Annotated in this window: 10 protein-coding genes and 1 pseudogene; 5 read left to right on the top strand and 6 right to left on the bottom strand. The window is 70.8% G+C overall.

Annotated elements, in window-relative coordinates; genetic code table 11:
* Positions 1-32: 32 nt before the first annotated feature.
* Positions 33-2,642 (top strand): SpoIIE family protein phosphatase, encoded by a 2,610-nt coding sequence (locus tag ACZ3TS_RS04215; RefSeq protein WP_467613531.1) that lies wholly within the window; start codon positions 33-35, stop codon positions 2,640-2,642.
* A 192-nt stretch (positions 2,643-2,834) separates the two neighbouring features.
* On the opposite strand, the pseudogene ACZ3TS_RS04210 reads toward ACZ3TS_RS04215, so the two are convergent.
* Both ACZ3TS_RS04210 and ACZ3TS_RS04205 read right to left on the bottom strand, forming a co-directional pair.
* Positions 2,835-3,134: pseudogene (locus ACZ3TS_RS04210) on the bottom strand (immunity 49 family protein); the annotation flags it as partial.
* 80 nt (positions 3,135-3,214) lie between these two features.
* Positions 3,215-4,789, bottom strand: coding sequence for a TPM domain-containing protein (locus ACZ3TS_RS04205; RefSeq protein ID WP_467613530.1), 1,575 nt, complete (start codon positions 4,787-4,789; stop codon positions 3,215-3,217).
* Positions 4,790-5,006: 217 nt separating this feature from the next.
* Here ACZ3TS_RS04205 and ACZ3TS_RS04200 point away from each other — a divergent pair, with 217 nt between their 5' ends.
* Together ACZ3TS_RS04200 and ACZ3TS_RS04195 are read left to right on the top strand one after the other, a co-directional pair.
* Complete coding sequence (locus tag ACZ3TS_RS04200) at positions 5,007-5,306, top strand: hypothetical protein (RefSeq protein ID WP_467613529.1); 300 nt, start codon at positions 5,007-5,009, stop codon at positions 5,304-5,306.
* Positions 5,303-6,298 carry a phosphotransferase family protein gene (locus tag ACZ3TS_RS04195; RefSeq protein ID WP_467613528.1) on the top strand — a complete coding sequence of 332 codons (996 nt, stop codon included), beginning with the start codon at positions 5,303-5,305 and terminating at the stop codon, positions 6,296-6,298. The genes ACZ3TS_RS04200 and ACZ3TS_RS04195 overlap by 4 nt, the downstream gene beginning before the upstream one ends.
* On the opposite strand, the gene ACZ3TS_RS04190 is transcribed toward ACZ3TS_RS04195, so the two are convergent.
* From ACZ3TS_RS04190 to ACZ3TS_RS04175, 4 genes are read right to left on the bottom strand one after another with little or no spacing between them, the layout of a single operon-like run.
* The gene (locus tag ACZ3TS_RS04190) at positions 6,273-7,049 is read right to left on the bottom strand and encodes a succinate dehydrogenase/fumarate reductase iron-sulfur subunit (protein ID WP_467613527.1); all 777 of its coding nucleotides are present in this window, start codon (positions 7,047-7,049) and stop codon (positions 6,273-6,275) included. The two genes, ACZ3TS_RS04195 and ACZ3TS_RS04190, sit on opposite strands and share 26 nt — an antisense overlap.
* Positions 7,046-9,019: a fumarate reductase/succinate dehydrogenase flavoprotein subunit gene (locus tag ACZ3TS_RS04185; protein ID WP_467613526.1), complete on the bottom strand. Its 1,974-nt coding sequence runs from the start codon at positions 9,017-9,019 to the stop codon at positions 7,046-7,048. The genes ACZ3TS_RS04190 and ACZ3TS_RS04185 overlap by 4 nt, the downstream gene beginning before the upstream one ends.
* Positions 9,020-9,036: 17 nt before the next feature.
* A complete protein-coding gene (locus ACZ3TS_RS04180; protein ID WP_467613525.1) occupies positions 9,037-9,870 on the bottom strand; it encodes a hypothetical protein in 834 nt (277 codons plus the stop codon).
* 39 nt (positions 9,871-9,909) lie between these two features.
* The gene (locus ACZ3TS_RS04175) at positions 9,910-10,200 is read right to left on the bottom strand and encodes a hypothetical protein (protein WP_467613524.1); all 291 of its coding nucleotides are present in this window, start codon (positions 10,198-10,200) and stop codon (positions 9,910-9,912) included.
* 363 nt (positions 10,201-10,563) lie between these two features.
* Between ACZ3TS_RS04175 and ACZ3TS_RS04170 the strand changes: the two genes are divergently transcribed.
* Both ACZ3TS_RS04170 and typA read left to right on the top strand, forming a co-directional pair.
* Entirely contained in the window at positions 10,564-12,612 is a 2,049-nt protein-coding gene (locus ACZ3TS_RS04170; protein ID WP_467613523.1) for an ABC transporter family substrate-binding protein, read from the top strand.
* A gap of 172 nt (positions 12,613-12,784) precedes the next feature.
* Entirely contained in the window at positions 12,785-14,692 is a 1,908-nt protein-coding gene (gene typA / locus ACZ3TS_RS04165; RefSeq protein WP_467613522.1) for a translational GTPase TypA, read from the top strand.
* The last annotated feature ends 140 nt before the right edge of the window (positions 14,693-14,832 follow it).

Below are 14,832 nucleotides of genomic sequence, written 5' to 3'. Positions count from 1 at the left end.
CCGGACGCGGTGAGCTGGAGGGGACGGTTCGCGTGAGCGAGATACCAGCGAAGGCCACGGAGTCCGAGGACCCGTCGGACGGCGCGAGGGGTGAGGCCACGGTCGATTCCGCCGCGGCCGCCGCACCGCGTGACACGACGAGCGGCACCATGTGGCAGAGCAGTCCGCCCGGCTCCATCTACGACTACATCAAGGTCGCCTCGTTCTCCATCGGCCCCGACGGGCACGTCGACCAGTGGAGCCTGCGGGCCGAGCACCTCTTCGGCATTCCCGCCGAGCGGGCCGTCGGCATGGACCCCATCGAGGCGTTCATCACCCCTCAGCTGCGCGAGCGCGGCCAGCGCAAGATGGCGGAGATCCTCGACGGCCGGGAGTGGACCGGGGTCATCCCCTTCCGGACGCCCGACGGGTACGGGACCGAGGGGCTTGCCGAGGTCTATGTGATGCCCACCACGACGGAGGACGGCGAACGGGCCGCCGTGTGCATCATCGTGGACGTCCGCACGCTCCGCAGCATCGAGACCGACCTCGCTGCCTCGCAGTCGATTTTCGGTCAATCTCCTTTCGGGTTCCTGCTGATCGACTCCGAGCTGCGGGTACGGCGTGCCAACCAGCGGTTCGCGTCCACGTTCGGCGGCACACCCGACGACCACCGCGGCAACTCCGTCCACGACTATCTGCAGTCCCCGGAGGCCGAGCGCGTCGCCGCGACGCTGCAGCGCGTCCTGGAGACCGGCGAGTCGATCACGGACATGAACGTCACGGGCTTCATCCCCGGCTCCGACGAACGCAAGCACTGGTCCGTCAACCTCTACCGCGTGCACAGCGGCAGCGGCCGCCCCATCGGCATCGCCTGGCTTGGAACCGACATCACCGCTCGCCGTGCCGCCGCCCGTGAGGCCGCCGCCGCCCGCCGCAACCTCGCTCTCCTGAACGAGGCCGGCGCCCGCATCGGCAACTCCCTCGACTTGGAGACCACGGCGCGCGAACTCCTCGACGTGGTCGTCCCCGGCTTCTGCGACCTCGCCACCGTCGACCTCTACCAGGGGCTCCTGGTCGGCGACGAGACCCCGCCGGGCCTGGCCGACGGCAGCGCCGAGCTGCGCCGCGTCGCGTTCTCCAGTGCCGTCTCGGACGTGCCCTTCGTCGGCGGGCCCGAGCCCGTCGACGTCGGTGCCGTCCATCACTACGCCTTCAACTCGCCCTGCGCGGACGCCCTGCGCACCGCCCGCCCCCGGCACATCCCCGCGGAGGACGGCGGCCTGATCCAGTCCACGCTCGCCGTCCCCATGGTCGCGCACGACACCGTGGTCGGCCTCGCCCAGTTCTCCCGGACGAAGGGCAGCGAGCCGTTCGGGGAACGCGACCGTGCGCTCGGGGTGGAACTCGCCGCGCGCGCCGCGGTCTGCATCGACAACGCGCGCCTGTACCGCCGCGAGCACGAACGGGCGTTGATACTGCAGCGGTCCCTGCTGCCTCCGGGCGACCCGGAGGCCTCCGGCCTGGACATCGCCTGCCGCTATCTGCCGGGCAACGCGGCCACCGGTCGGCCGAGCGAGGTCGGCGGCGACTGGTTCGACGTCATCGAACTCCCCGGCCACCGTACGGCGTTGGTCGTCGGCGACGTCATGGGGCGCGGGCTGCGCGCCGCCGTCGCCATGGGCGAACTCCGCACGGCGGTACGGACCTTGGCGCAGCTCGACCTCGAACCGGCCGAAGTCCTCGCGCAGCTGGACGAGATCGCGCGCGGTCTGGGCGCCCCCGGTGGTGTCCAGCAGGCCACCCGCGCCGCCCGCCGCCCGCGCGAGGCGGACCTGTCCGAGGTCTACCTCGCGACCTGCGTGTACGCGGTCTACGACTCGGTGACGCGCCGCTGCACCTTCGCCAACGCGGGCCATCTGCCCCCGGTGCTGGTCGAACCGGGGGAGCCCGCGCTGATGCTGGACGTGCCGCCGGGTATGCCGCTGGGCGTGGGCGGCGAGCCGTTCGAGGAGGTGGAGGTCGAACTGCCGGAGGGCGCGCTGCTCGCGCTCTACACGGACGGCCTCGTCGAATCCCGCGACCACCCGCTGGACGAGGGGCTGCAGGCCTTCGTGGGAGCGCTGACGGACCCCACCCGCCCGCTGGAGGACGTCTGCGACCACGTCCTGAACACCCTCGACAGCCATCACGGCGAGGACGACATCGCGTTGTTGATGGCGCGTGTGCAGGGGCTGCCGGCCGAGTCCGTCGGCGACTGGACACTGCCGCGTGAGCCGCGCAGTGTGGGGCGGGCCCGGGAGTACGCGCGCGGCCAGCTGCTCGCATGGGATCTGGAGCCGCTGGTGGACACGACGGAGCTGCTGGTCAGCGAGCTGGTCACCAACGCCCTGCGGTACGGCGAGGGCGACATCAGACTGCGGCTGCTGCTCGACCGGACGCTCGTCTGCGAGGTGTGGGACGCGGGACTGGTCCAGCCGCGCCGCCGCCGCGCCCGGGACACCGACGAGGGGGGCCGCGGCCTGCAACTGGTCGGCCTGCTCTCCGCGGCCTGGGGCTCCCGTCGCACGCCGCGCGGGAAGACGGTGTGGTTCGAACTCCCGCTGCCGGACGGCGAGACCGGGCTCACGGATCCGGCGGAGGCGTTGCTGAGCCTGTTCTGAGCGCGTGTGTTGCGGTGAACAGGACCGGCCGCGGGAAAGGTACTTCACCTCGCCCGCGCTGTCGATGCGGCACGGCACGGGATCTCCGCAGCCGTTTTGACCCCGGCCACCGGTGAACGCGCTCCCGTGCCCGTCACGTGTCCTACTCGCCCACCCAGGACCGCCGCAGGGGCGCCCGCGGAATGTCTCCTTGTGCCAGGTGAGGGCGTCGACGAGGGCCGCGGTGAACTGCTCCGCCTCCCGGCGCAGACAGCGGTGGAAGAGTGCGAGCGGCGGATACAGGATCTTCAGCATCAGCTCCTCGGGGGTCGTGCCGTCGATGGCGGTGACCAGGGTGTCCCAGGTCGTCCGTCGCCCGAACCAGAAGGTCTGCAGGGTCGCCACCCAGCCGTAGACGTACTCGTCGAACTCCGGGCCGGATTCGCGCAGGGTGGATGCGGGCACCTGGGCCAGTCGGTCGACCGCTGCGCCGCCTCGGAGCCCAGCAGGCAGTGCGACTTCGCCACGGTGAGCGTGGTGCGCAGGGCGTCGCCCACCGTGGGTGGCGACCAGCAGGCGTCGCCGAGCCTGTTCTAGGGAGCTTCAGGGCCTTCTGGGGGCGGGCTCTCCGGCTGCGTCGGCCGGAACAGCTCACCGCAGTCTCTCCGCCCCCGCGTGCCCGGTCCGCCGTAGCTCGCGGGGCCGCCGTCGCCCGGGTGGCCCGGGCGGTCGCCTCGCCGGTGAGGGGCGTCGAGCAGGATGCCGCCGAGTACGGCGCCTCCCGTCCAGATGCCCTCGCCGTACGGCGTCCCGTATGCCCGTACGTCCCTCTCCGCGAGCTGCCCGGCCTGCCGGGCGAGCGTGTCGGCCTCGCGGGCGTCGGCGAGAGCGTCGGCGGGCGCCGGAACAGGCGGTGCGTCCGTGTTCTCCGCCTCGCGCAGCCGCCGCTGCGCCTCCGCGAGGCGTGTCCTCGCCTCGCAGCCGACAGCTCCGCGATGCGTCGTCACATAGTCCGAGGCGGCACGGACGGTGCTGTGGGCGATGAGAAGGGCCCGCTCAAGCCGCCCGAGGGCGCGCCCCCCGTCCGGCACGCGGCGCAAGGCCCGGTCCAGACCCGCCGCCACCTGTTCGGTCCGACGCAGCGCACCGACGGGGTCGTACTTGCCCCGATCGCCCCGCTCACCGCCGGTGGTTCCGCCGCCCATCTCCCCGCGTACCGCAGCCACCACCGACTCCCCGTAGGCGATGCGGCCCCCCAGATCCGCCCGGGCGGTCTCGGCACCCAGTCGCTCGCGGGCCTCCGCGAGGTCGGTTTCCGTGGCGGCCAGAGCGGTGGGCAGTTCCGCTGTCGCGGTGGCCAGGTCCGACGCGAGCCGGGCCATGCCGTCCAGCAGCAAGGCCGTCTGGTCGACGGCGGCCTCGGCCGCGCGCAGATGCACCACCGCGTCCCCCGTCTCCTCACGGTCCAGGGCCTGGCGTGCCCCGTTGAGACAGGTCGTCGCGAAGACCAGCCGGTCCTTGGCCTGTTCGTCGCGTCCCGTCACCGGCAGATACGCGGACAGGGCGTACCGCTCGCGCAGGCCGGCGAGCGTACCGTCCGCATCCGCGACCCGCGCCGCCAGCTCCCGGAACCGTGCCTCCGCATACCCCAGCGCCTCCCGTGCGGTCCGCTCCAGCGCCCGTATCTGGTCGAACCCCGCGGCCTCCGCGTCCAGCCGCCTCCCGGCCGCCCCGCATCGCGCGACGATCTCCTCCAACAGCAGCCGCGCCGCGCCCTCTCCGTCGTCGAGCCGCTGCCGAACCCGGAAAGCCTCGGCGAGTTCCGCCGCCGCGAACTCCACAGCCTGTGCGGGCAGCCGAACCGCTTCCTGCCCGAACTGTGCGGCGGCATGGCCGAGTTCCTCCCGGCTGGTGCGCACGCAGTCGTCGGTCTCGACGAGCGAACGCCGGGCGCGGCGGTCGAGTTCGTCCAGTGGTACGACCGTGGGCGCGGCACCGCCGGGTGTCGTACGCGTCGCGGTGCGCAGTCTGCGGCGGACCGCCGCGTACGCCGCCACGGCCACGGCGGCGACCCCGGCGATCAGCGGCAGCACCAGGTCCCCGGTGGAGGTCTGGTTCTGCGCGGCCCCGGCCACCCCCACCGCGACCACCAGCACCACCCCACCCACGACAGGCACCTTCCGCACGGCACGGTCCGCGGCGGCCCGGCGCGGCCTGCGTCGACGGTGGGTCGGCGTCACATTTCGGAGCGTATGGCCGTTGACGCGACACCGCGAGCGGGGTGCACCCGATACGGCGGGCCTCCCGCCGATTCACAGGGGGTGGATCTGGTCGGCCGACCGCGGGTGGTGCCATGATCAGGGGCGACAGACAACGGGGGGTTCGATGCACGAGTTCGTCACGGTCACCCTGGCGGTGCTCCTGGTGCTCTACGCCGTCGCGGGCATCCTCGCCATCACGACCGGCTGGGTCCTTCCATGGCAGCAGGGGCGCATCCCACGGCCGCGGCTTTGGGGCTCCGGAGCCCTGTTCTTCTGTGCCGGCGTGACGCTGTTCCAGTACGGCTCGACCGTGCGCGGCACGACCGCCATCGACGTCGTCTACGCCTGTGGCATGGTCCTGTTCCTCTCCGGCGCGGTGCTGCAGCTCCTCGGACAGCGCGTCGGCCGTATGCCGTCCGCATGACGGGCCCCCGGACACCTCTCGGCCGCGACCATCTTGCCCCCCTGGTCCGCGCGGCACTGGGTCCCACGCGCCGCCTGGACACCGTCGCCCGCCTGCGCGGCGGCAGCAAGAAGGGCGTCTACCGCCTCGCCCTCGACGACGGCTCCACCGCGATCGCCTACGTCTGGTCACCGGACGAGGACTACTGGGACGAGCCGGCCGCCGACCGCCGCGACCCCTTCTCGCACGCCTCGGGCCTCGACCTGTTCACGGCGTCGCACGATCGTCTCACGACCCTCGGCGTCCGCACGCCTCGCCTCCTCCTCGCCGACCCCACCCACACCCACCTTCCGGCGGACGCGGCGGTCGTCGAGGATCTCCCCGGCGGCAGCCTGGAGGAACTGCTGCACCGCGACCCGCGTGCGGCGGCGCACACGCTGGACGAGCTCGCCGCGGCCCTGACGACTCTGCAGGCCCACGAGGCGCCCCGCTTCGGCAAGGTGGCCGTCGTCGACGCCGGCGGCAGCGCCCACGGCACCTCGTGCGAGGCGGTCGTCCGGGACCGGGCGCTGCGCGACATCGAGGAGGCCGCGTCCAGAGAGCCCCCTCTCGCCGCCGTGCGCGGGCATCTCGACGACCGCGTGAACACACTCGCCGCAGCCGTCCGCCCCCGAGCCCGCCACTCCCTCGTCCACGGCGAACTCGGCCCCGACCACATCCTGGTGGACACGGACGGCCGACCGGCGCTGATCGACATCGAGGGCCTGATGTACTTCGACGCCGAATGGGAGCACGTGTTCCTGGAGCTCCGCTTCGGCCCGCGCTACGACACCCTGCGCGGCGACGGCCTCGACGAGGACCGCCTGCGGCTGTACCGGCTCTCGATGCACCTGTCCCTCGTGGCGGGCCCGCTGCGCCTCCTGGAGGGCGACTTCCCGGACCCGGGGCCGATGCGCGCGATCGCCGAGTACAACCTCGGACGGACGCTCACGCTCCTGAAGGACGCCTCCTGATCTTCGATCCCAGCCACACCAGTGGGTCGTACTTGCGGTCGATCGCCCGTTCCTTCAGCGGGATCAGTGCATTGTCCGTGATCTTGATGCCCTCGGGGCACACCTCCGTGCAGCACTTGGTGATGTTGCAGTAGCCGAGGCCGTGTTCGTCCTGGGCCGTGCGCTTTCGGTCCAGGCCCGTCTCCTGAGCTGCGTCCAGCGGGTGCATGTCCAGCTCCGCGACCCGCATCAGGAAGCGCGGGCCCGCGAAAGCCTGCTTGTTCTCCTCATGGTCGCGCACCACATGGCAGGTGTCCTGGCACAGGAAGCACTCGATGCACTTGCGGAACTCCTGCGAGCGGTCCACGTCCTCCTGCATCATGCGGTACTCGCCGGGGCCGAGGCCGGAGGGCGGTACGAAGGAGGGGACCTCCCTCGCCTTCTGGTAGTTGAACCCCACGTCCGTCACCAGGTCGCGGATCACCGGGAAGGCACGCAGCGGTGTCACCGTGATCGTCTCGTCCCGGTCGAACACCGACATCCGCGTCATGCACATCAGCCGCGGCCGCCCGTTGATCTCCGCCGAGCACGAACCGCACTTGCCGGCCTTGCAGTTCCAGCGCACGGCGAGGTCGGGCGTCTGGGTGGCCTGGAGGCGGTGGATGATGTCCAGCACCACCTCGCCGTCGTTGACCTCGACCTTGAAGTCCTCAAGGCCGCCCCCCTGCACATCGCCCCGCCACACCTTGAAGCGGGCCTCGTAGCTGCTCACTCGTACAGCTCCTCTTCGGCGAGGTACTTGACCAGCTCCTCCTTCTCGAAGAGGGCGAGCAGGTCGGAGCGGATGGGTTCGGTGGTCTCCCGGGACAGGGCGATCTGGCCGCGGACCGGGTCGGTCGCCGCGAGCCCGCCCGTGGGGTCGGTGAGCCGGCACAGCAGGTTGATGCGGCGCCACGTGCGGTCCATCGTCGGAAAGTCCTCGCGGGTGTGGCCGCCGCGCGACTCCGTGCGCTCCAGGGCGGCTCGCGCCACGCACTCGCTGACCAGCAGCATGTTGCGCAGGTCCAGGGCGAGGTGCCAGCCGGGGTTGAACTGCCGGTGCCCCTCGACACCGGCCCGGCGCGCCCGCACCCGCAACTCCGCCAGCTTCTTCAGCGCCAGCTGCATCTCCCCCTCGCGGCGGATGATGCCGACCAGGTCGTTCATGGTCTGCTGGAGTTCCTGGTGGAGGGTGTACGGGTTCTCCGGCGGGCGGCTCCGCTCCTCGACGTCCTCGCCGGGCACCGGGCCCTCGGCCGAGAACGGGCGCAGGGCCTCCGCCGCCGCCGTGTCCACCTGGACGTCGTCCACCGTGGGTCGCTCGGCAAGACCCCTCGCGTACTGGGCCGCGTGCAGACCGGCTCGCCGCCCGAACACCAGCAGGTCGGAGAGCGAGTTGCCGCCCAGCCGGTTGGAGCCGTGCATACCGCCGGCCACCTCACCGGCCGCGTACAGGCCCGTGACCCCGCGGGCCGCGGCCGTGTCCGAGTCGACCGCGATGCCGCCCATCACGTAGTGGCAGGTCGGACCGACCTCCATCGCCTCGGCGGTGATGTCGACGTCCGCCAGCTCCTTGAACTGGTGGTACATCGACGGCAGCCGGCGCCGGATGACCTCGGCGGGCATGCGCGTCGACACGTCCAGGAAGACACCGCCGTGCGGGGAACCGCGGCCCGCCTTCACCTCGGCGTTGATGGCGCGCGCGACCTCGTCACGGGGGAGCAGCTCGGGCGGACGCCGGTTGTTGTCCGGGTCCTCGTACCAGCGGTCGCCCTCCTCCTCCGACTCCGCGTACTTCTCCTTGAAGACATCGGGGATGTAGTCGAACATGAACCGCTTGCCGTCGGAGTTCCTGAGCACTCCGCCGTCGCCGCGCACCGACTCGGTGACGAGGATGCCCTTCACCGACGGCGGCCAGACCATGCCCGTCGGATGGAACTGCACGAACTCCATGTTCAGCAGCGGCGCCCCGGCGAGCAGGGCCAGCGCATGTCCGTCGCCGGTGTACTCCCATGAGTTCGACGTCACCTTGAAGGACTTGCCGATGCCGCCTGTCGCGATCACGACGGCCGGCGCCTCCAGGACGAAGAAGCGCCCGGACTCGCGTTCGTACCCGAAGACTCCCGACACGCGGCCCCCCGCGGCGGAGCCGCTGTCGGGCACACTCTTGAGCACCCGTGTGACGGTGCACTCCTGGAAGACCTTCAGCCGGGACTCGTAGTCCCCTGTCTCCTTTTTGTCCTCCTGCTGGAGTGCCACGATCTTCTGCTGGAGCGTGCGGATGAGCTCGAGGCCCGTACGGTCGCCGACGTGCGCGAGGCGCGGGTACTCGTGGCCGCCGAAGTTGCGCTGCGAGATGCGCCCGTCCTTCGTACGGTCGAAGAGGGCGCCCCACGTCTCCAGCTCCCAGACCCGGTCGGGTGCCTCACGCGCGTGCAGTTCGGCCATCCGCCACTGGTTGAGGAACTTCCCGCCCCGCATGGTGTCGCGGAAGTGCACCTGCCAGTTGTCGTGCGGGTTGGCGTTGCCCATCGCGGCCGCGATGCCGCCCTCGGCCATCACCGTGTGCGCCTTGCCGAACAGCGACTTGCAGATCACCGCCGTACGGGCGCCGCGCTCGCGGGCCTCGATGGCGGCCCTGAGGCCGGCGCCGCCGGCTCCGACCACGACTACGTCCCACTCCTGCCGGTCGACCACGGACATCAGAAGGCCCCATCCATTCAGAAGAAGCGCGGATCGTCGAAGGCGCCCGACGCCACCAGGTACACGTAGAAGTCGGCGAGTGCCACGCTGAACAGCGATGCCCAGGCCAGCTGCATGTGCCGGGCGTTGAGCCTGCTGACGAACTGCCACGCCTTGTAGCGCACGGGATGCTTGGAGAAGTGCTTGAGCCGGCCGGCCACGATGTGCCGGCAGGAGTGGCAGGAGAGGGTGTACGCCCAGATCAGCACGATGTTCACCAGGAAAACCAGGGTGCCTACACCCATGTGGCCCCAGCGGTAGTGCTCGTCGCGGAAGGCGAGCACGGTGTCGTACGTGAGCACGCCGGCCACGAGGAGCGCCGCGTAGAAGAAGTACCGGTGGATGTTCTGCAGGATCAGCGGGAAGCGGGTCTCGCCGGAGTACTTCCGGTGCGGCTCCGCCACAGCGCAGGCCGGGGGCGACAGCCAGAAGCCGCGGTAGTAGGCCTTGCGGTAGTAGTAGCAGGTCAGGCGGAAGCCGAGCGGGAAGATCAGGATGATGATCGCCGGGGAGATGGCCCACCAGCTGCCGAAAAGGTCCGCGTTGGGGCCCGCGTGCATCGTCCGGCACCGCTCCGCGAGACAGGGCGAGTAGAACGGCGAGACATACGGCGCCGCGTAGTAGTACGCGTCGGCGAAGGCGCGCCAGGTCGAGTACACGATGAAGGCCAGCAGCCCCGCGGTGGTGGCGGCCGGGGTCAGCCACCAGCGGTCGGTGCGCAGATGCGGAGCGGCGATCGCGGCGCGCGCACCGGTCCGCACGCCGCCGGGCGCATGAGGTTGTGTGTCGGGGGGTTTCGTGCCAGTGGCCAACGCACCTTCTCCTCTTTTGGGTCTCGGTTCGCCCCCGGGTCAGGGGGCGTGCCGGTCACGGGCGCCGAGACCCTCGTCGTCCGAGTCCGTCCACAGGGTGGTGTCGTACGGAGTGTCGGAAATCGTCACGAGCTCGGGCCGCCGGGACGGGCTGGGGGCCGCGGCCGCCTCGCGCAGCAGGGCCACGCTCTCGCGCAGGTGATCGGCGTCGGTGCGGACGCGGCGTATCTCCAGCCCGCCGCTGCCCATCTGCTGTTCCAGGCGCCCCACCGACCGGTACAGGTCGTCGAGGCACCGTTGTACTGACGTCAGTTCGTCGTGCACGGACATGACGTGACCTCACTTCCACGGGTCCACAGGCCCAGGGTGGCAACGCTCATGCGCCTGCGAGTGTTGCGCGTCACACCAGCCGGTGTGAAGGGACGTGCAGGGATTGGCCGACGCGCGTTGGTGTGTGCGGGCGCAGATTCGATTTCCCCGCCCCTCGGGCCGGTGAGGAGCGGGGGCCGCGGGGCGCGGCGTGCCGGGGTGATTGGGCCACCTGGGTGACCTTGCCGTGCCCCGTCGCCGTGTCGCCGCATGCTATTGAACTCTTTCCTCTTCAGTGGGTCATATATCTGATCAGCTCCAAATACCCCCAAACCGGATCATAACCCTCGCTCATCGGCCGAGCGCCTCCCGGAGGTGGACGTGATGTCCCACGACGACGTCGGACCGCGCGCGGTGATGCGCTCGGTCGCATTCCTCACCGCGGGAGCACTCGCGGTGACCGCGCTCGCCGCCTGCAGCGCCGACGAGGACGAGGGGAGCAAACCGGTCGCCGCGCAGGACATCGCCCCGGCCGCCCGCACGCTCGTCGCCGACGGCGGCTCCCTGCGCTGGGCCGTCGACGGCGTGCCCCCGACCCTGAACACCTTCCAGGCCGACGCAGGCGTCGCGACCACCCGTGTCGCCCAGGCCGTACTGCCCTCGATGTTCCGGCTGGACGCCAACGGCCGCCCCCAGCGCAACCCGGACTACCTGGAGTCCGCCAAGGTGGTGTCGACCGAGCCCAAACAGGTCGTCGTCTACCGCCTCAACCAGCAGGCCGTCTGGAGCGACGGACGGGAGATCGGCGCCGACGACTTCGCCGCCCAGTGGCGTGCCCTCTCCGGCAGGGACAGCGCGTACTGGACCGCCCGCAACGCCGGCTACGACCGCATCGAGAAAGTCGAGCGCGGCGCGAACAACCTCGAGGTCAAGGTCACCTTCAGCAAGCCGTACGCCGATTGGAGGTCCCTCTTCTCGCCGCTGTACCCGAAGGACGTCATGGGTACGCCGAACGGCTTCAACGACGGGGCCAGGAGAACCCTGAAGGCCACCGCCGGCCCGTTCACCCTCCAGAAGGTCGACCAGAAGCAGGGCGAGGTCACCCTCGTCCGCAATCCGCGCTGGTGGGGCCGCCCCACCAAGCTCTCCCAGATCGTGCTCGTGGCCGTCCCGCGCGACAAGCGGACCGCCGCGCTCACCGACAAGAAGGTCGACATGGCCGATCTCGACCCGGAGGAGGCACAGCGGATCACGCTCGCCACCCGGGCCAAGGGCAGCCCGCCCTTGCAAGGGGCCTCCCCCTCGGCCGGGCAGAGCGGCAGGCCGGGTGCGCAGGGCGCCGGGCAGCAGCAGGTGCTGGGCGGCTACGTGATCCGCAAGTCCCTGGAACCCGCCTACACGCAACTCGCCCTGAACGGCTCCAAGGGCCCGCTCGCCGACGAGCGCGTGCGCCGGGCCGTGGCCCGCGCCATCGACCGCAAGGAACTGGCCGGGCTGGTCCTCAACCCGCTGGGGCTGCCCGCCGTGCCGGTCGGCAGCCATCTCGCCCTCTCGGGGCAGGATGCGTACGCCGACAACAGCGGCGCCCTCGGAAACAAGGACACCGCCCAGGCCAAGGCGCTGCTGACCGAGGCGGGCTGGGTACCCGGCGGGCCGGTCAAGGAGGAGAAAAAGAAGAAGACGGCCGGGGCGGAGGGCAAGAAGGCGGGAGGCGACGACGGGACGTACACCTTCGGCCAGGACGACAAGGGATACCCGAAGGACCCGGGGGACCACTCGAAGAAGCAGGAGCACGGTCGACCGGGCGGGGCGCCGGGGGCCTACGCGCCCAAGGGCACGGCCGCTCCGGCCGACGCCGCGGGCGGGGCGCTCGCCAAGGACGGCAAGCCGCTGGTGCTGCGATTCGTGCTGCCGTCGGGGCCGGGCTCCCAGACACTGCGAACCGTCGGCAACCGCATCGCGCGCATGCTGGAGAAGGTCGGTATCCACACGGAGATCACCAAGGTCCCGGACGACAGCTACTTCAAGGACCACGTCGCCTCCGGGGACTACGACCTGGCGCTGTACTCGTGGCCCACGTCCGCGTTCCCCGCGACCGACGCTCGGCCGATCTACGCCAAGCCGGTGCCGGCGGCGGACGGCTCGCTGAGCGTGGAGCAGAACTACACGCGGGTCGGCACCGACCAGGTCGACCAGCTCTTCAACCAAGCGATCGCCACGCTGGACGAGGACGAGGAGCGGGACCTGGTACGCAAGGCCGACGCGCGCATCTGGGCCGCCGCGGGCTCGATTCCCCTTTACCAGCGTCCCCAGCTCACGGCCACCCGCGTGAACCTGGCCAACGCGGGAGCGTTCGGCTTCCAGACGCCTCTTTACGAGGACATGGGCTTCCTGAAGAAGGGGGTACAGCCGTCGGCGAGCCCGTCGTCGTGACCAGGACCGCGGTCCCGGTGCGGCGTGCCTGGTCAGCGGACCTGACCTGTACCCGGCAAGCCCGGCCGGCGGTGTCCCTTTACCATGGGACGAGGCCGAGGCGTGTTCAGCCCGGCAGGCCGGCGCAGCGATCGCGCGGGCCGTCCTCACCATTCCGGGAGTACGCCACATCATGGCCACGCGCCACGACATCCGCAACGTCGCCATCGTCGCCCACGTCGACCACGGCAAGACGACCATCGTCGACGGCATGCTGAAGCAGGCCGGTGCCTTCGCCGCCCACCAGCTCGAGCAGGTCGACGACCGCGTCATGGACTCGAACGACCTGGAGCGTGAGAAGGGCATCACGATCCTCGCCAAGAACACGGCGGTGAAGTACCACCCCAAGGACGGCGGGGACCCGATCACCATCAACATCATCGACACCCCGGGCCACGCCGACTTCGGCGGCGAGGTCGAGCGCGGTCTGTCGATGGTCGACGGAGTCGTGCTGCTCGTCGACGCGTCCGAAGGCCCGCTGCCGCAGACCCGCTTCGTGCTGCGCAAGGCCCTGCAGGCCCGGCTGCCCGTCATCCTCTGCATCAACAAGACGGACCGCCCGGACGCCCGTATCGACGAGGTCGTGAACGAGACCTACGACCTCTTCCTCGACCTGGACGCGGACGAGGAGCAGATCGAGTTCCCGATCGTCTACGCCTGCGGCCGCGACGGCATCGCCTCCCTGACCAAGCCGGAGAACGGCACCGTCCCGGCCGACTCCACCAGCCTGGAGCCGTTCTTCTCGACGATCCTGGAACACATCCCGGCCCCGACCTACGACGAGGACGCCCCGCTCCAGGCACACGTCACCAACCTGGACGCCGACAACTTCCTCGGCCGTATCGCGCTGCTCCGAGTCGAGCAGGGCGAGCTGCGCAAGGGCCAGACCGTCGTCTGGATCAAGCGCGACGGGTCGATCGGCAACGTGCGCATCAGCGAGCTGATGATGACCGAGGCCCTCACCCGCAAGCCCGCCGAGAAGGCCGGCCCGGGTGACATCTGCGCTGTCGCCGGCATCCCCGAGATCATGATCGGCGAGACCCTGGCCGACCCGGAGAACCCGGTCGCGCTGCCGCTGATCACGGTCGACGAGCCCGCGATCTCCATGGTGATCGGTACGAACACCTCGCCGCTGGTCGGCAAGGGCGGCACCGGCAAGGGCGCCAACGCGAAGGCCACGGTCAAGGACCGCAAGGTCACCGCCCGCCAGGTCAAGGACCGTCTCGACCGCGAGATGATCGGTAACGTCTCCCTGAGGGTCCTGGACAGTGAGCGGCCGGACGCCTGGGAGGTGCAGGGCCGCGGCGAGCTGGCGCTGGCCATCCTGGTCGAGACCATGCGCCGGGAGGGCTACGAGCTCACCGTCGGCAAGCCGCAGGTCGTCACCAAGGACGTCGACGGCAAGGTGTACGAGCCGGTCGAGCGCATGACGGTCGACGTGCCCGAGGAGCACATGGGCGCGGTCACGCAGCTCATGGGCGTCCGCAAGGGCCGCATGGACAACATGTCCAACCACGGCTCCGGCTGGGTCCGCATGGAGTTCGTCGTCCCGTCGCGCGGTCTCATCGGCTTCCGCACCGAGTTCCTGACCCAGACCCGTGGAACCGGCATCGGCCACTCCATCCACGAGGGCCACGAGCCGTGGTTCGGCCCGCTCCAGACCCGTAGCAACGGCTCGCTGGTGGCCGACCGCTCAGGCAGCGTCACGGCGTTCGCGATGACCAACCTCCAGGAGCGCGGCACGCTCTTCGTCGAGCCTGGCACCGAGGTGTACGAGGGCATGATCGTCGGCGAGAACTCCCGCTCCGACGACATGGACGTGAACATCACCAAGGAGAAGAAGCTCACCAACATCCGGTCGGCCACGGCGGACATCGCCGAGTCGATCGTGCCGCCGCGCAAGCTGTCGCTCGAGCAGTCCCTGGAGTTCTGCCGCGACGACGAGTGCGTCGAGGTGACCCCTGAGGCCGTCCGCATCCGCAAGGTCGTCCTGGACCAGCGCGAGCGCGCCCGCGCGGCCAGCCGCGCCAAGCACGGCTGAGGTCGGCCACGCCCGACGGGCCGGGCGCCCCGCAAGGCGGGGCGCCCGGCCCCGGCCTTTTTGCGGTCGCCAAGTTTAGGGAAAACCCTGCACCTCGGCTCAGGAACCGCACAGGATGGCTGACACCCACTAGCCTGCTT

The organism is Streptomyces sp. NPDC022910 (genome assembly GCF_055561075.1).
This window is presented reverse-complemented; position numbering and strand designations above follow the sequence as displayed.